The organism is Paenibacillus marchantiae (genome assembly GCF_028771845.1).
In the GTDB taxonomy this organism is placed as follows: domain Bacteria; phylum Bacillota; class Bacilli; order Paenibacillales; family Paenibacillaceae; genus Paenibacillus; species Paenibacillus marchantiae.
Map to the genome: position 1 here is coordinate 1,309,657 of NZ_CP118270.1, position 16,729 is coordinate 1,326,385.

Below are 16,729 nucleotides of genomic sequence, written 5' to 3' on the forward strand. Positions count from 1 at the left end.
TGATTTACGCCTGTTTTCGGGTCCTTTACGAATATAGTCAGTCTGCGAAAATCGTCGCTCGGGATAAACCATTATCCTTATGTAAGCGTTTCCGAAACGAGTTTATTGCCAGAGCGCGGAAAGATGTGGAATACTCTGGGCAAGCTTTAAACATTCACGCAATGCTAAGGAGATGACAAAATGACAGGAAAAGCAACCAAAGGGAGTCTAAAGAAATGGATGGGATTGGCGCTTACTATGGTAATGGGAGTTTCCTTGCTAGCCGGCTGTTCATCTGCATCGAATCAGGAATCAGAAGGCAGTGCATCAGGCAATGGCGAGCGTGTCACTTTAAAAGTGGAGGTGTTTGACCGCGGGAATAGTCCTTCACCTTATACCATTACGAATAACTATTTGTCCAAACTGATCCAGGAACGGTTCGGCGATCCGAATAACATTGATATACAATTCGTACCGATTCAGCGCTCGGAGGAAGTAACCAAGCTGAATGTCCTAATGGCGAGTAATACGGATGTTCCGGATATTGTATTTGTTTATGACTCAAGTGTATTTTATCGTTACGCCGAACAAGGCGGTCTGACTGATGTGGGAGAGTTGATTGATCAATACGGACCTAACCTGAAAAAATTCCTTGGCGAGGACACCCTTAAGTTTGGTCAATTAGAGGGCCAGCAGTTCGCAGTTCCTGGCAAACGTGCCATCACAGGCAGATATAGCTCTTATATTCGTCAGGATTGGCTGGATAAACTGGGATTGCCAGTACCGAAGACGACGGATGAATTGTATACCACTTTGAAAGCATTTAAAGATAAAGACCCTGGTGGACTTGGCAGCAAAAACATTCCAATGGGAATGGCACTGGCGCCAGCTCAGTTCGAAACGCTGATCTACTCATTCATCAAGCCGATCAGCGGAGATCTGACTTATGCCCAACGTTATGAATTGCCTCTCCATGAGGGCTTCAAGGATGCCATGAAGTTCATGAACAAGCTGTACAATGAAGGCTTGATCAGCAAGGACTTCAGTTTGGATGAAGATAAGGCCCAACTGGTGAAGGATGTACAGAACGGAAACATTGGCTACTGGTCTGAGGATGTCGACGCTATTTTCTATGCAGATGGCACTCTGGATAACTTGCTTAAAAATACGCAGGGCAGTAAAGTGCTTCCGGTTGATGCGTACACCAACGCAAACGTAGACAACAAACATATCAAATCCCGTTACGGTTCAAACGGCATGTACATCATGATTCCGAAGAGCAGCAAACGTTCGGTGGAAGCAATCAAATATTTGGATTGGATGGCATCAGACAATAATCTGATTGATATTTACAGCGGCGTGGAAGGAGAGAACTACGATTTGGTAGACGGAATTCCTGTTGTCAAAGAGGATGCTTCTCAGGAAGCGAAGGATCGTCTGTTCAACGCAGGGGATACAGCTATTATCTCAAATGGTAAAAATATCGGTGATCAGGCTATCAACGAAAAAGCATGGATCATGGGCTTCCCGCAAAATAATCAGGAAATGCTTAAACAGTCGATTGATATTGCTAACACCGATACGGTAGGACCCATCATTTTTGACAAACCGATTCAGGCAGAGATGAAGTACAGCACGGCGCTCAAAGATAAGCTTAATGTCATTATCGTAAAAACAGCAATGGCTAAACCGGAAGAATTCGACGCAGTGTATGAACGGGAAATGAATGATTTCATGTCCCTGGGCGGCACAGAATTGAAGAAGGAACTGAATCAAGCGGTTCAGGAGCTTGCTGCGAAGTAGCAGTCGGAGATATGTGTGAATGTACGAATCCAAAGTAATCCAACTTACACAAGCTTGATATCGGATCATTTATGAAGGGACTTGTGCCGTCGGCTGAGGTTAAGGCGGCACAGTGTTTCTTCGTTGTTAGGAGGAGACCGACTTGACCGCATACTTGAAGAGGTATTGGCAATTATACGCGTTGATTTCACTGCCCCTCATCTATTTCGTGGTGTTTCGCTACGGACCGATGTATGGCGTTCAGATCGCATTTAAAGATTTTAATCTGTTTCAAGGTATTAACGGCAGTGAGTGGATCGGTTTTGATGCCTTTCGCGAGGTATTCGGGATGCGAGATTTCTACACCACGTTGCGCAACACCTTTATGTTGAATTTTCTTGATCTGATCGTTTCGTTTCCTGCTCCCATTATATTAGCCATCATGCTCTATGAAATCCGGTTTAAATGGTTTCAAAAAATATCGCAGACGATTCTGTATATCCCTCATTTTATTTCGTGGGTCATTATTGGGGGAATTGTGTACCAGTTATTCGGCAACCAATCCGGTATGGTAAACGGTGTACTTGAAAGTATGGGCTTAAATCCGATTCCATTTTTGACGGAGAAAAACCCGTGGCTTGTGACCTACCTGTTCACAGGTGTCTGGCAAAGTGCAGGCTGGGGAACGATTCTATATCTGGCTGCGCTGACGGGTGTTAATAAGGAATTGTTCGAAGCGGCAGAGATTGATGGAGCGACACGGCTGAAGAAAATCTGGCATATAACCCTGCCAAGCATCAAGCCTACTATTGTTACTCTGCTCATTCTTAATTTGGGACATATGGTCAGCATCGGATTTGATCGTCCTTATATTATCGGGAACACGGCAGTACGTGAATATTCTGATGTGCTCAGTACCTTTGTATACCGGGTCGGGCTGGAATCGGGACAATATACGCTGGCAACCGTCGTTGGACTGTTCCAGGCAGTCGTGGGACTTATATTTGTACTCGGTTCGAACTATATATCGAAAAAGACAACAGGTGAAGGAATTCTTTAAAAGAACAGAAGGTACGCTTAGCTGCTTTATATGTATACCATCAGTAAAGGAGTTGTGCGCATATGAGTGAACGCACCTCAAACCGGATTTTTGATACCGTTATCATCCTGTTTATTAGCTTGTTCGTCGTGTTCTGTCTCGCTCCGTTTCTGCACACGATTGCCATATCATTAAGCTCCAATCGTGCCATTACATCGGGTGAAGTCACCATTTTTCCTAAGGAGTTCAATTGGGATGCGTATGTTAAGGTGTTCTCCGATCATTCGATGCTGTATTCCTTGGGATATACGACCCTGTTAACGATTGTGACAACGGTGTTATGCATGGTGTTCACAATCGCAGCTGCATACCCGTTGACCAAGAAAAAAATGAAGGGCCGCAAGCTTTTCATGTACGTGATCATCATTACGATGTTCTTTAGCGGGGGGATCATTCCTGAGTACTTGCTCATTCGTGACCTGCACTTGCTTAATTCGCCGTGGGCGCTAATTCTGCCAGGTCTGGTCAGTCCGTTTAACCTGATTATCCTGATCTCATTTTTCAATGGTATACCAGAAAGTCTGGAGGAGTCCGCTGAAATTGACGGCAGTTCACATCTGCATACACTGTTGAAAATCATATTACCGCTGTCAATGCCGGTCATGGCAACTTTGGCGTTGTTCTATGCTGTTGGCCGCTGGAATGGCTTTCAGGATTCCCTGATGTACATTAATGATCCTAAACTGTATCCACTTCAGCTCAAACTGTTCCAAATGGTGCAAAACAACATGGTGAGTGAGCTCACACAGATGGAAGGTGCCAACCGCGCTCCATTAACTCCGGAAAGTCTTAAGGCGGCCACCGTTATTTTTGCAACCGTACCGATTCTGCTCGTCTATCCATGGCTGCAAAAATATTTTGTTAGCGGTGCCATGCTTGGAGCTGTTAAGGGCTGATCATAGGTTTTCTTAAGCCAATCGTGATTAACGAGATGACAAGAATTATTGCGCCGAATATTCCGTTCATCGGCATTTGTTTGGAGGGACTGGACATGTACAGACAACTGGTGGAAAGCAATGACAGAGCAGTGCAAAAAGGGATATCGCGGCAAGTGCTTGATCCGGACAGCCGCTATTATGGAGGAACGATTGACCCCTCTACAGGTATCGCCTGGGTCAACCATACGACCGGAACACCTACGGACATGTGTTACTGGGGAGCTGCACTCGCCAATCCGGATTCGATCTATTATCGGGATGAAGATCTGTTAAATCGTCTGCAGCTTGCATCGGAGTACGTACTCCGTAATCAGCATGCAGACGGCTCCATCTCCCCCGGTTGGACCAATTCCCATTCTCCGCCGGATACCGCATTTCTTGTCGTGGGATATGCCCAGTTATATCAACTTCTTCAGCAGCAAGACTTGGAGCCATTGCAACCTGTGCTGGACAATATGCGCCTGTTTCTGGAACGAACTGCTCCAGTCTTGCTGACTGGAGGCTGTCATACGCCGAATCATCGCTGGGTGCTATGCGCGGCGCTCGGTTTCCTGCATCAATTGTTTGACCTGGAGGAAGCTGTGCAGCGTGCAGAGCAGTGGCTGGCTGAAGGTATGGATATTACGCCTGATGGGGAGTGGACTGAACGAAGCAACGGAATCTACAGCGCGGTTAGCGACATCATGCTGATTCATGCGGCACGCCTGTTGAACCGTCCCGAATTGCTGGACCCGGTGAGACTCAATCTTCGTATGATGGTGTATCTTGTACATCCAACAGGTGAGGTTGTTACAGAATACTCAGGTCGCCAGGATCTGGGGAGCGTGCATGATTTATCACCGTATTACTTGCCGTATGCCATTATGGCTCGGTTGGACGGTGATCCGATCTTTGCCGGCATGGCCGATTGGGCTGGAGAAATGTTAACAGATCCCGGCGTCTGCTCGGTCAATGCGCTCGTTCGGCTGCTGCTGGAGCCTGAGCTTCAGCAGCAGGCTGGTAAGGCACGGGAACAGCTGCCTGAGCGGTACGAGATCATACTGAACGAACGATTTGTGCGGGAGGGCTATTTACAGCGAATGGATTCGGCAGGTCATCATGGACACATCTCGCACAGCCGGTTGCATACGGACTTCGGCGCACCTGTAGCACGTATTCGTTCCGGTAATACAAGTGCGACTGTAATGACGGAGGTGCCTTCATTCTTTGCCCTTCGTCATGGTGCCGTACGTCTGCTGGCCGTTCAGTTGGCCTCCTATTTTAATCCAGGGTATGTGCCGATGCAGCATATGTCTCGATTGCCAGCAGGTTACCGTCTGACGGGCGAACAGAGGAAAGGCTATTACGGCCCGATCCCGGATAGCCAACTGCCTGAGACGGCGGGAACAGCTATCAGTCCGTGGTATTTGTTGCCCCATCAGAGTCGAGATCTCACCCATGAACAGACGTTCCTTGTACAGACGGAAGTATTAAGAACGGAAAATGGCTGGACCCTGAAGCTGGCGGGAGAGCAGCCGGAGCAGCTTATGGTGCAGCTGTCTTTCGTGTTCGGCAGCGAGGGCGAGCTTTCCCAGGGGGAATTGCTTGAGACAGATGAAGGCCATTATCTGTGGAAGAGCGGCACATTGCGTTATTCCTGTGGAGATGACTGGATTGAGCTGACCGGAGGCGAGGTAGGGCATTTGGCAGCAACCGTACGTGAGGCAAAGCTGCCAAATAAGTGTAAGGTTGTACTGGTTAACTTTATGACCCCTTTCCACAAGACAGTTCATATCTCTCTTTCGCCATCCATGGCGTTGAAGCTGTAATTCTGATGAATCTCTCTATAAGGAAGAGTACATGAAGCAAAAAGATGACATTTCATTCGAAAGGGATGAGGGGGTGTCATCTTTTTTTGCGCATTTTTGGCATAAACGACATGAAACTACATATTGAGAAGTGGGCCTTAAGATGTGGTATACTGGAGAGTATGAATGAAAGCAAAGAGGAGGTGCCTTGGAAGATGAAGGGCAAGCTACTGCGGGCTGAGGGACACCTTGCCAATGTAATACCGATTCACTTGGATGCTTCTTTCTTTTTTGAGAGAGCTGTCCGCTCGCTGGACCGTAATCACGTCGACAAGGCATTAAAATATTTTCGTAAAGCTGTTGAATATGAGCCGGAAAATCCGGTGAATCATTGTAATATGGCGGGTATATTATCAGAGAAGGGGGATTACGAGGCTTCCAATGCCGTTCTTGCGCATGTGCTCGACGTGGTAGATCCGTCCATGACGGAATGTTATTTCTACATGGCGAACAATTATGCGAATATGGATCGGTTTGAAGAAGCTGAGCAAGCGCTTGTTACGTATTTGGAGGAGGATACCCAAGGTCAGTTTATGACGGAAGCGGAAGAGATGATGGAGCTTCTTTACTACGAGCTGGATCGACCAGCCAAACTGAACCGGATCAAATCACGTAAGGGTGTCGTTGAACACGATCAGGCGCGGGAATTGTTGGAACAAGGGAAGTTTGCACAGGCGGCTGAGCTGCTGGAAGGCATGTCACCCGAGTATCCTGATTATTTGGCTGCTCGCAACAACTTGGCGCTTGCCTATTATTATATGGGGCTGTTTCCCAAGGCGAAAGAGACGATTGCCGAGGTACTGGAGCAGGAGCCTGGTAATTTGCATGCACTGTGTAATCTGGCGATCTTTCATCAGAACGAGAATCGAGCCGACCAAGTGCTGCTTCTGATCAAAAAATTGCGTGTCATCGTGCCTTTCCAGCACGAACAGGTCTACAAACTGGCTACCACGATGGGTATCCTGGGTCAACATGATACGGCTTATGTACATTTCCGTCGCCTGTTGAAGGATGAAGAAACCGCTGCGGACCCAGCTCTCGCACATTATGCAGCAGTCGCAGCTTATAATACCGAACGTTACGATTCCGCTGAACGTCTGTGGCGTCATGTAGGCAAGCTGGATCCAGGTTCGGAAGTATCCCGGTACTATCTGTCGGGTCTTGAGGCTGTGAGACAGGGAGAGAAAGATCCGGAGAAACTAAGTTATCACTATCATCTGCCATTTGACGAGCAATTCAGACAATGGGAGAACTATGGCAACGGCATACCTGAAGAGATGAAAAATGATCCCTTGATCCGTTCCTCTTTCTTCTGGGCGTTGCGACATGGGGATCGGGCAACTAAGCTCCAGGTCATTCATGCTCTTGGCATGATTGGTGATTACGAGGTGCAGCAGGCGCTGCAATCCTTTATCGAGGAACCTGGTGAAGATCAGGATCTGGTGGAAGCCGCTCGTTCCGTATTAAACGGTCTTGGTTCAGAAGGAACTAAGCAGGATGATTCTCCTGTTCTGCGACCGCTAACTGCGTTGAGCAAACGCACTATTCCGAAGATCGAGTCGATGACGGAACAAACGGAGACGAAAGCTTCTTCGCATTGGCAGGCGGTCGTGGACCGTGCGTTACAGATGTCTGAAGCCAAAGCCGAATTGCAGCAAGAAATGGAGCGGTTGTGGACCGACTATGTATCTCGCGTACACCTGGAGGTGCCTGGCACGAAGCAAATTGAAGGCTTGGCTGCGGGATTGGAATATCTGGCTGCTAAAATTCATAGTCGTCCAGTGACCTACCAAAGCATAGCCGACCGGTATGGCATATCAGCTGCCACAGTCAGCAAATATGCACGGCAAATCAATAAAGTGTGCAATTCCAACCCACCGGTCCAGTAAATGTTCCTTGAAATTCTCGCTTTGGGATAGACTTCATTGCGTGAAGGATACATAAGCCTGGAAAACGGGTAAACTTAACGAATAGGTCTCGACATGCCTGTAGGATATCATCATAGCAAGTTAGTCGCCACTCAACACACTCTCAACCTTATTAAGGAGGCTGTATCTATATGTCTAAATACAGAACGATTGTGATCGGAACCGGACCTGCGGGTCTGACAGCAGCGATATATCTGGCTCGTGCTAATCTTAACCCACTGGTTATCGAAGGTCTTCAGCCGGGTGGTCAATTGACGACGACAACGGAAGTTGAGAATTTCCCTGGTTTTCCGCAAGGCATTATGGGTCCGGAACTGATGGACAATATGCGCAAGCAAGCGGAGCGTTTTGGAGCTGAGTTCAAAAATGGTTGGGTGGAAGAAGTGGATTTCAGTAAACCGCCCTTCAAGGTTAAAGTTGGAGGCATCGGTGAACTGGAAGCCGAATCAATCATTATCTCTACCGGTGCATCGGCCCGTTATCTCGGTATTCCCGGAGAGCAGGAGAATGTGGGACGTGGGGTAAGTACATGTGCCACCTGTGACGGATTCTTTTTCCGTGGTAAAAAGATCGTCGTTGTTGGCGGTGGAGACTCCGCTATGGAGGAAGCCAGCTTCCTGACCCGTTTTGCAACAGACGTTACCTTGGTTCACCGCCGGGACGAATTACGTGCATCGAAAATTATGCAGGATCGGGCTCGCAGCAACGAGAAGGTGAAATGGGCTTTGAACCGTACACCGCTCGAAGTTGTGCCTGAGGCTCTTGGTGTTAAAGGGCTTAAGGTACGCAATAACGAGACTGGACAGGAAGAATTGCTTGAAGCCGATGGCGTATTCATTGCCATTGGACATACACCGAATACGGGTTTCCTGAGCAACCAGATTACTTTGGATGAACACGGCTATGTTGTCGTTAAACCGGGTACAACCGAGACCAACATTCCGGGTGTGTTCGCCTGTGGTGATGTTCAGGATACGAAGTATCGTCAGGCCATTACAGCAGCAGGTTCAGGGTGTATGGCCGCAATGGACTGCGAGAAATTCCTTGAAGGCAGTATTGTGCATGACTGGAGCGAAACACTGGATAAGTAAGCATGAAAAGGGTATGGTTTGGCATAAATTAAGTAGAAGAGACAACGGGAAGTCTCATAATGTGAGAAGCCGGAAGGCTTCTCTTTTTTTGAAACCAAAGTGGGCATGAGATCGTATACATAATGGGCATATTAGCTGTGAGGTGAAGACTTTGGGGGAAATGATAAAAGATTGGTTACAGAATGCAACAGTGCGGCGATTTTTGATCCTGCTGTTGTTTTGTTTGGTTCTATTCAGCATGGGGAGTATGCTGCACATGATTTTGCTGTTATTCCTGGTGACCTATGTCATGAACAGGTTGCAGCATTTTATCACAGAGAAGTTGAATCGTTTATTTCCGGTTAACTATAAAGTTGTAGTCATCCTGCTCTATCTTATCGTTATTGCAGCCATTGTACTGGGCATCTCCAAGTATTCACCACGAATTGTGGATCAGGTCGTTCAGTTAACGAATGAGATCATGAAATTTCTTGATACCGCTGACGGAGATAATTTTGCTTCCAAAATTGCCGGTTATCTTCAATCGTTCGATATCAAAAACTATACCAACGATGCATTGAAGTATATTTTTGCGTTAAGCAAATGGTTGGAGTTCATTCTGTTGGTTATCATCCTGAGTCTGTTCTTCTTGTTGCAGAAGCGGGAGATTTCCAAGTTTACCTCCAAGTTCAAAACAAGCAAAATCGGCTGGTTCTATAATGAAGTGGCCTATCTCGGAGATAAGTTTGTATCTTCTTTTGGTAAAGTAATCGAGGCACAATTGATGATTGCTGTGTTTAATACGGCTTTGACGATCCTAGGATTATGGATACTTGGCTTCCCGTACTTGTTCGCCTTGACCATTCTGGTGTTTATGCTGAGTCTGGTACCCGTTGCGGGGGTTATCATCTCACTAGTTCCGCTGTGTCTGATCGGTTATCAACTGGGAGGATTACAGCTCAGCGTGATCGTGATTATTATGATCATCATCATTCATGCGCTGGAAACGTATTTCCTGAATCCGAAGCTGATGGCTCACAAAACCAAATTGCCGATGTTTTACACGTTTATCGTACTGATTCTGTCTCAACATTTCCTGGGGATCTGGGGGCTTATCATCGGTATACCGATCTTTGTCTTCCTGCTCGATATTCTGGACGTCAACAAGATGGAAAAAACGGAAGAGCCCGTACGTGTGGAAACGAAGCTGTGACCAGTAGCTGAATAGCTGCTGAAGGTATAGGTTTAGGTAATGTTCATAAAAGTAGAGAAACGCCTCCTGTTATGGGAAGGCGTTTTTCTCTGTCCATATTCACTGGAGGAGGTATGGTTGGTATGTAATTAGTCCAATTGTTGGTGCTTATGAACCGAGCGCACTAGTCTCTACAACCATCCTTTCTGCTCTGCAATACTGACGGCTTCCATGCGGTTTTTGGCATCAAGCTTGTTAAAAGCTTCAGACAGGTAGTTGCGCACAGTACCATAGGAAAGATGAAGCGAGGCAGCGATAAGATTGGCATTCATGCCAGTGGCTGCGAGCTTAAGCACTTCTTTTTCACGTTCAGTTAACGGATTCGTTTCTTTGGCTGCACCAAAAACGAGCTCTGGGGAAACCTCTCGTCCACCACTCATGACCCGTCGAATAGCTCCCGCCAAACGATCGCTTGGTTCGTCCTTGAGCAAGTATCCCTGTACCCCGGCCTGAATAGCACGCTCCAGAAATCCCGGACGGGCAAAGGTAGTGAGGATGATAATACGGCAGGGCAGACCGAGCTGTTGTATACGTTCTGCTACGTCCAGGCCACTCATAACAGGCATTTCAATATCCATAAGACACAGATCTGGTTGGAGGGAACCAATCTGCTTCAGAGCTTCCTCTCCATTACCTGCTTCACCGATGACCTCTAAATCATCTTCAAGGTCTAACAGTGACGCAAGTGCACCTCTCAGCATGCGTTGATCTTCAGCAATCAAAATACGAATCATGCTCTAATTCCTCCTTGGTGTTCAGTGGCGATCAAGGGAAAGGAAAAGACAAGGTGGGTTCCTCCAGAGTCCGAGGAAATCTGGAGGGAGCCGTCGATGAGGTTCAGTCGTTCAGACATGCCTTTTAGGCCATTGCCTTGATGTTCATCTGGACTAATGCCATTACCGTTATCTTTAACCCGTATGCTTATGCCATCATGCGTTCGTTCCAGCTTAATTACACAGCAAGTGGCTTTGCTGTGTTTTACAATATTCGTTACGGCTTCAAGTAGACAGAGGCTCGCCATGTTCTGGGTTAGATCGGGAACATCATGAAATGGGCCCTGTTCTCCTGCTAATTGAAGCTCGATATCAGCACTCTTCAACATTTCTTTGGCATCGGTGAGTGCTTCAACCATGCTGATTGCCCGCATGTCAGAGACAAGCTGGCGTACTTCCCGCAATGCCGCACGGGAGGTGCGCTCAATCTCCCGTGCTTCCTGTAAGGCACGTTCGGGATTTTTGACAATGAGTTTGGCAACCAGCTCACTCTTCAGTGTGATCAGCGAGAACGTATGTCCCATGGTATCATGCAGATCCCTGGCAATTCGCATTCGCTCTTCACGTTTAATTAATTTCTTGATATGCTGCTGGGCTTCATCCAGCTGGGCCTCCAGCTTTTGTCGATCCAGCATGGAACGGATCCCGAAGGGTGAAGCAAGCATAATGAGATAAAATGGCGCAAAAAACATGAGTTGATAAGCGCTAAGGTATTGAATTTTTAAAGCAATTGGAATGGTCTGGATAATGGCGAATATGACCAAAAACATTCGGAACTGACGTTTCTCCGTGTACCATCCGATAAAATTGGCTGTGAAAAATCCGAGGAAAAACATATTGGGATCAATCACCAGGCTTAGTACCAGAACGCAAAGCATCTGTAGGCTAAGCCAATAGGAGAAGAGTGAGGTACCTGATGTCATGTAGAGCTGCCGATAAGTCAGGATAAATACGATGAAGGAGGTTACGCCGATGTACCACTCATGTCCCTGTGCGTTCCACAAATAATAGATTGGCATAGCCAGATAGATCATCCATATATACGGGTAAAATCCATATCGCTTTGGGAAAATCTCGAAATGCTGAAGCATATTTGAAGATTACGCCTCCCTTTGTTTATTACGGATATATGTGGATAGTAACATAAATCCAACCAGATATGCTGCCAAAAGTAGGATATCGCGTAGGGCAGGCACGCCTCCGGCTATAATAACCCACGCTCCATTTCCAAAGCTATGAGAGGGAAGCCAGTTGCCCATCTGTCGTAACCAGCTCGGCATAATGTCAAGAGGCATCCACATCCCGCCCAGCAAGGCCAGAGATAGATAGAGAGCGTTGCTCAATCCACTGGCGGTGTCCACCCGTCGGAATGTTCCTATACAGGTACCAAGGGCAAGAAAGGGGAGAGAACCAGCCAGAATCCAAAGGGCGGAGCTGATCCATTGAGCAGGAGGAAGTGATACACCATTAATCAGGAATCCAGCTGTAAAGATGACGATGATGGAAAACAGGTGCATTATCGTTTGTCCTACCATTTTTCCTCCAAAATAAATCGAGTTGGGTAACGGAGTCACTTGCAAGTAAGCGACCCAACCCTGTGCTCTTTCTTGGACAAGTCGGATACCGAGTGTCATGATTGAGGATCCCATGATGCTGAAGCAGGTCATAGACATCAAGTAGTGGGCATTCCATTGTTCTGGATCTGTTGTTCCTGTAGTGAAGATGCGCGTATAAAGAAAATAGAAGGCGACGGGCATCATTAAGGACCAGAAAATAAAGTAGACATTGCGGGACATGCGGAGCATTTCAACACGAGATTGAGCGAGAAGCATCAACATATCAAATTTCCTCCTTCATGCTTTCCATCAGGTTTGCATAGGCATCGTCCAGCTGTCCGGTTTCAATTCGGATGTCACTAACGGGAATCCGGCGTTCAATGAGGTGACGGAGCAGCACATCTGTATTTTTGGTGTGAAGAATGCAACGATCTTTGTGATACTCGATCCCATCCACATCAGGCAAATCTTCAATTTGTGCACAGACATCGGCTACGGATGCCATCTCCGTGTTGGACACATCATCATTGGTGAACATGCTATGCGTAGTTGAAAAGGAAATCGTTCGTATTGTGATTCCGGCCTTGATATTCCCTGGTGTTCCGTCTGCAACAATGGTACCTCGGTTAAAGAGAATGATTCGATCCGCTACTTCATCTGCTTCATGGAGGTAGTGCGTTGTGAAGATTACGGTTTTACCCTCCTGTGCCAGCTGGCGGATTCGTTCCCAGAAATGTCTCCTTGTTTCCGAATCCAGTCCGACTGTAGGTTCATCAAAGAATAGAATTTCGGGATTACCTGCCATGGCGAGGGCAAAATTCAGGCTGCGCTTTTGTCCGCCGGACAGCTTCTCTGCTCTTTTATTTAAGTCGGCTGGAGGGAGTCCCGTCAGTTCTTCGATATGGTCTGCATGAAGCGGTGCTGGATAATAGCTGCGTACCATGCTTATAATCTCTCGAACGGTAAGCCCATCCATTACACTCACATCCTGCAGCATGACACCAATCTTCTGTCGAACCTGTTTGTGATTCGGTTTTTGGCCAAGCACAGTCACAAGTCCTGATGTAGCAGTGGACAAGCCGAGCATCATTTTCATGGTTGTTGTTTTGCCGGCACCATTAGGGCCAAGGATCGAAACAATCGAACCACGGTTGATCTCTAAAGAGATATGGTTGACAACTTCTTTGGTGCCGTACCTTTTGCTTACCTGTTCCATCTTTATAACGGGTGAGCTCATCTTGAATCACGTCCTTGTTCTGTTCTAGAAGATATTTCCATCTTACCGAACTGTCTGAGACGTGATTAGTAAGGATTGTCATGAAATTCAGATGACAATTGTCATCTTTTACGCATGGAACGAGTGGATATGCAATATCATGAGTTGAGGCTTCCTCCTCTATGGAGGAAGGAATGAAGCCTGCGTTTTTAATAGAGACAAATGAGGTTGTATACGTATTCAAAAATAGCCTGTGATGTTGTTCACAATAGCGAGGAAGCTAATCACAGCAAAGGTCTTATCGTCTTGACCCAGGCGTATCCTTCAATTATAGTTGGTACGTAGGATTAAACTATTATAGATAGATAAAGGTGGCTTGTAGCATGTCTGAGAAAATCTACGTTGGGGTCGATCTCGGCGGAACAGCAATCAAGGTCGGTATATGTGATGAACACGGTCAGCTTATGCATACGTATGAAGGACCGACTGAAGTGGATAAGGGCGTTGACACGGTCATTGCCAACATCGAGAAGTATGTCCGTCATATCGTTGCTGAATCGCCTTACAGCTGGGAACAGCTTGAAGGTGTAGGAGCAGGAGTGGCTGGGTTCACCAATGTACGCGAGGGAATTATCGTTCTTGCCCCTAACATTGGATTTCGGAATGTAGCCATTCGTTCGATTTTGGAAGAACGTCTGGGCAAGCCAGTCAAAATAGATAACGATGCAAACGTGGCTGCACTGGGTGAAGCTTGGGCAGGTGCTGGCAAGGGTGTGGACAACTGTGTATGTTATACGCTTGGTACAGGCGTTGGTGGCGGACTGATCTTGAACGGCAAGATCTATCAAGGTTTCTCCGGTATGGCTGGTGAGCTTGGTCATGTCAGTGTTGTTCCTGATCTGGAAGCCATTCAGTGCGGATGCGGCAAAATGGGATGCGTGGAAACTGTATCTTCAGCAACCGGAATTATTCGTATGGCCAAAGACGCTGTAGAGCGTGGAGATCATACATCACTGGCACTCGTGGACAAGATTGCAGCTAAAGAAGTATTTGATGCAGCTAAGGAGGGCGATGAAGTTGCTCTTCGTATCGTCAATCGTGCAGCGTTCTATCTGGGCAAATCAATGGCGGCTGTAGCGGCTGTGATTAACCCTGAGATGTTCATTATCGGTGGCGGTGTATCCAAAGCGGGTAATATTTTGTTTGATGAAGTACGGACTGTATTTGCGAAACTGACACCTGAACCGCTGCAAGAAGGGGTTAAGATTCTTGAAGCAACGCTTGGCAATAATGCAGGTATTGTTGGCGCGGCAGGTCTTCTCTTGCGTTCCTAGTAACCTCGTAACAGTATAATCCGACAGCAATATGATAAGGAGGGGACATTTATGCTTGAAGGTGAAGTTTCACCGGGCACAGGCGCCACGCTCATTATCATTACGGGCATGTCCGGAGCAGGCAAGACGATTGCAGTACAAAGCCTGGAGGATCTTGGTTTCTTCTGTGTGGATAATCTTCCACCGGTATTGATTCCAAAATTTGCGGAGTTGATTGAGCAATCGAACGGCAAAATTGGCAAGGTCGCACTGGTTATCGACCTTCGCGGTCGTGAGTTCTTTACGGCTTTGTCCGAGTCACTGAACTATATTAAAGATCATTTTACCATTCATTGTGAAATATTATTCCTGGACGCGACAGACTCTGTATTAGTCCAGCGCTATAAGGAGAGCAGGCGCAGACATCCACTGGCTCCTGAGGGCATGCCGCTGGACGGCATCCGGCTGGAACGTAAGATGCTGGAGGAACTCAAAAATTCCGCCACTCAGGTACTGAATACCAGTACGATGAAGCCTGCTCAATTGAAAGAGCGCATCATATCCCGCTTTTCTCATCTGGAAAGCCATATGCTGTCGGTAAATATTACGTCGTTTGGGTTCAAATACGGTATTCCTATCGATGCGGATCTGGTGTTTGATGTTCGTTTCTTGCCAAATCCGCATTATATTGAACATTTACGTCCGAATACGGGACAGAATAGTGATGTATATGAATATGTTATGAAATGGCCGGAGACGCAGGCGTTTCTGACCAAGCTGCTGGATATGCTGCATTTTCTGATTCCGCAATACCGGAAGGAAGGCAAAAGCCAGGTTATTATTGGAATCGGCTGTACCGGAGGCAAGCATCGTTCGGTAGCAATATCGGAATATTTGGGCAAAATGTTGGGAAGCAGCGAAACTGAGGCTGTCACCGTGAGCCATCGCGACGCCGACCGGGACCGTCATTGAAGAGGGTGAAGGGATGAAAGAAGCCGGACCACGAAGAGAACGTCCGAGAATTGTAGTCATGGGCGGCGGAACCGGATTATCCGTGATGCTGCGCGGTTTGAAGGAAAAGCCGCTGGACATCACGGCCATCGTGACGGTGGCGGATGACGGAGGGAGTTCGGGCATCCTGCGTAATGAGTTGCAAATGCCGCCTCCGGGCGACATTCGTAACGTACTCACGGCGCTAGCAGATGTAGAACCGTTATTGTCGGATATGCTGAATTATCGCTTCAATACAGGCGCGGGGCTTGCAGGCCACAGCCTGGGTAACTTGATTTTGGCTGCAATGACGGATATATCGGGCGACTTTGTGACCGCTGTGCGGGAACTTAGCCGCGTGTTTGCCGTTCGGGGTGAGGTATTACCCGCAGCCGGGCAGGCCGTTATACTGCATGCAGAGATGGAGGACGGATCGATTGTTACGGGCGAGTCCAAGATCCCTGAAGCTGGCTTACGGATCAAACGCGTTTTCCTTGAACCGGATCACGTGGAGCCGTTGCCAGAGGCTGTTGAGGCTATTCGTCAGGCAGACGCCATCCTGATTGGACCAGGTAGTCTCTACACGAGCATTCTGCCCAATCTGCTTGTACCTAAGCTGGCTGAAGCTGTCGTTGAAGCTGACGCAGTAAAAATGTTTATTTGTAATGTGATGACACAGCCAGGAGAGACGGATAATTACACGGTGAGTGACCACCTCAAGGCGGTACATGAACATGTAGGACAACAAATTTTCGACTATGTCATTGTAAATAATGGTGATATTCCGCTGCAAGTGCAGAATAAGTATGCGGAAAAAGGAGCTAAACCAGTTGTGCTGGATATGAATGTGCTGAAGAGTGCCGGCTATCAAGTGGTTGCGGATACGTTGGTCCTATTCCGGACTTATCTGCGTCATGATGCCGACAAGCTGAGCCATCACATCTATCAACTTGTACAAAATTGGATGTTACGGAAGAGGTGAAGTC

General features: G+C 47.3%; 14 protein-coding genes. 10 read left to right on the forward strand and 4 right to left on the reverse strand.

All coding sequences use genetic code 11. The features are described from left to right. Positions 1-180 precede the first annotated feature (180 nt). The 7 genes from PTQ21_RS05990 (at position 181) to PTQ21_RS06020 (ending at position 9,856) form a co-directional block, all read left to right on the forward strand. The gene (locus PTQ21_RS05990; RefSeq protein WP_274569125.1) at positions 181-1,782 is read left to right on the forward strand and encodes an extracellular solute-binding protein; all 1,602 of its coding nucleotides are present in this window, start codon (positions 181-183) and stop codon (positions 1,780-1,782) included. 142 nt (positions 1,783-1,924) lie between these two features. Next, entirely contained in the window at positions 1,925-2,821 is an 897-nt protein-coding gene (locus PTQ21_RS05995; RefSeq protein ID WP_063566506.1) for an ABC transporter permease, read from the forward strand. A gap of 62 nt (positions 2,822-2,883) precedes the next feature. Continuing rightward, on the forward strand, positions 2,884-3,756 hold the full coding sequence (locus PTQ21_RS06000) for a carbohydrate ABC transporter permease (protein ID WP_063566505.1): 873 nt from the start codon (positions 2,884-2,886) through the stop codon (positions 3,754-3,756). A 95-nt stretch (positions 3,757-3,851) separates the two neighbouring features. Further along, positions 3,852-5,606, forward strand: a complete 1,755-nt coding sequence (locus PTQ21_RS06005) for a hypothetical protein (protein WP_274570452.1) — start codon at positions 3,852-3,854, stop codon at positions 5,604-5,606. Between the two features lie 194 nt (positions 5,607-5,800). After that, positions 5,801-7,534: a tetratricopeptide repeat protein gene (locus PTQ21_RS06010; protein WP_063566503.1), complete on the forward strand. Its 1,734-nt coding sequence runs from the start codon at positions 5,801-5,803 to the stop codon at positions 7,532-7,534. A 170-nt stretch (positions 7,535-7,704) separates the two neighbouring features. Next, positions 7,705-8,664, forward strand: coding sequence for a thioredoxin-disulfide reductase (gene trxB, locus PTQ21_RS06015; protein WP_063566502.1), 960 nt, complete (start codon positions 7,705-7,707; stop codon positions 8,662-8,664). 256 nt (positions 8,665-8,920) lie between these two features. Further along, complete coding sequence (locus PTQ21_RS06020) at positions 8,921-9,856, forward strand: AI-2E family transporter (protein WP_063566535.1); 936 nt, start codon at positions 8,921-8,923, stop codon at positions 9,854-9,856. Between the two features lie 170 nt (positions 9,857-10,026). Here the strand turns inward: PTQ21_RS06020 and PTQ21_RS06025 are convergent, their stop codons facing one another. From PTQ21_RS06025 to PTQ21_RS06040, 4 genes are read right to left on the reverse strand one after another with little or no spacing between them, the layout of a single operon-like run. Continuing rightward, the gene (locus tag PTQ21_RS06025; RefSeq protein ID WP_063566501.1) at positions 10,027-10,629 is read right to left on the reverse strand and encodes a response regulator transcription factor; all 603 of its coding nucleotides are present in this window, start codon (positions 10,627-10,629) and stop codon (positions 10,027-10,029) included. Beyond that, complete coding sequence (locus tag PTQ21_RS06030) at positions 10,626-11,759, reverse strand: sensor histidine kinase (protein WP_274569126.1); 1,134 nt, start codon at positions 11,757-11,759, stop codon at positions 10,626-10,628. The genes PTQ21_RS06025 and PTQ21_RS06030 overlap by 4 nt, the downstream gene beginning before the upstream one ends. A gap of 9 nt (positions 11,760-11,768) precedes the next feature. Continuing rightward, entirely contained in the window at positions 11,769-12,506 is a 738-nt protein-coding gene (locus PTQ21_RS06035; RefSeq protein WP_274569127.1) for an ABC transporter permease, read from the reverse strand. 1 nt (position 12,507) lies between these two features. Then, a complete protein-coding gene (locus PTQ21_RS06040; RefSeq protein ID WP_063566498.1) occupies positions 12,508-13,461 on the reverse strand; it encodes an ABC transporter ATP-binding protein in 954 nt (317 codons plus the stop codon). A 362-nt stretch (positions 13,462-13,823) separates the two neighbouring features. Here PTQ21_RS06040 and PTQ21_RS06045 point away from each other — a divergent pair, with 362 nt between their 5' ends. The 3 genes from PTQ21_RS06045 to PTQ21_RS06055 are packed head-to-tail and all read left to right on the forward strand — an operon-like array spanning position 13,824 to position 16,725. Next, entirely contained in the window at positions 13,824-14,774 is a 951-nt protein-coding gene (locus PTQ21_RS06045) for an ROK family glucokinase (protein ID WP_064641195.1), read from the forward strand. A gap of 51 nt (positions 14,775-14,825) precedes the next feature. Beyond that, positions 14,826-15,725 (forward strand): RNase adapter RapZ, encoded by a 900-nt coding sequence (gene rapZ / locus PTQ21_RS06050; RefSeq protein WP_053782949.1) that lies wholly within the window; start codon positions 14,826-14,828, stop codon positions 15,723-15,725. Between the two features lie 13 nt (positions 15,726-15,738). After that, entirely contained in the window at positions 15,739-16,725 is a 987-nt protein-coding gene (locus PTQ21_RS06055; RefSeq protein ID WP_063566496.1) for a gluconeogenesis factor YvcK family protein, read from the forward strand. Positions 16,726-16,729: the final 4 nt, after the last annotated feature.

Coding starts and splice junctions, on each gene's coding strand:
- PTQ21_RS06055 (WP_063566496.1), top strand. CDS start 15,739: ATGAAAGAAGCCGGACCACGAAGAGAACGTCCGAGAATTGTAGTCATG.
- PTQ21_RS06040 (WP_063566498.1), bottom strand. CDS start 13,461: ATGAGCTCACCCGTTATAAAGATGGAACAGGTAAGCAAAAGGTACGGC.
- PTQ21_RS06005 (WP_274570452.1), top strand. CDS start 3,852: ATGTACAGACAACTGGTGGAAAGCAATGACAGAGCAGTGCAAAAAGGG.
- PTQ21_RS06045 (WP_064641195.1), top strand. CDS start 13,824: ATGTCTGAGAAAATCTACGTTGGGGTCGATCTCGGCGGAACAGCAATC.
- PTQ21_RS06035 (WP_274569127.1), bottom strand. CDS start 12,506: ATGTTGATGCTTCTCGCTCAATCTCGTGTTGAAATGCTCCGCATGTCC.
- PTQ21_RS06020 (WP_063566535.1), top strand. CDS start 8,921: ATGATTTTGCTGTTATTCCTGGTGACCTATGTCATGAACAGGTTGCAG.
- trxB (WP_063566502.1), top strand. CDS start 7,705: ATGTCTAAATACAGAACGATTGTGATCGGAACCGGACCTGCGGGTCTG.
- PTQ21_RS06010 (WP_063566503.1), top strand. CDS start 5,801: ATGAAGGGCAAGCTACTGCGGGCTGAGGGACACCTTGCCAATGTAATA.
- PTQ21_RS06025 (WP_063566501.1), bottom strand. CDS start 10,629: ATGATTCGTATTTTGATTGCTGAAGATCAACGCATGCTGAGAGGTGCA.
- rapZ (WP_053782949.1), top strand. CDS start 14,826: ATGCTTGAAGGTGAAGTTTCACCGGGCACAGGCGCCACGCTCATTATC.
- PTQ21_RS06030 (WP_274569126.1), bottom strand. CDS start 11,759: ATGCTTCAGCATTTCGAGATTTTCCCAAAGCGATATGGATTTTACCCG.
- PTQ21_RS06000 (WP_063566505.1), top strand. CDS start 2,884: ATGAGTGAACGCACCTCAAACCGGATTTTTGATACCGTTATCATCCTG.
- PTQ21_RS05990 (WP_274569125.1), top strand. CDS start 181: ATGACAGGAAAAGCAACCAAAGGGAGTCTAAAGAAATGGATGGGATTG.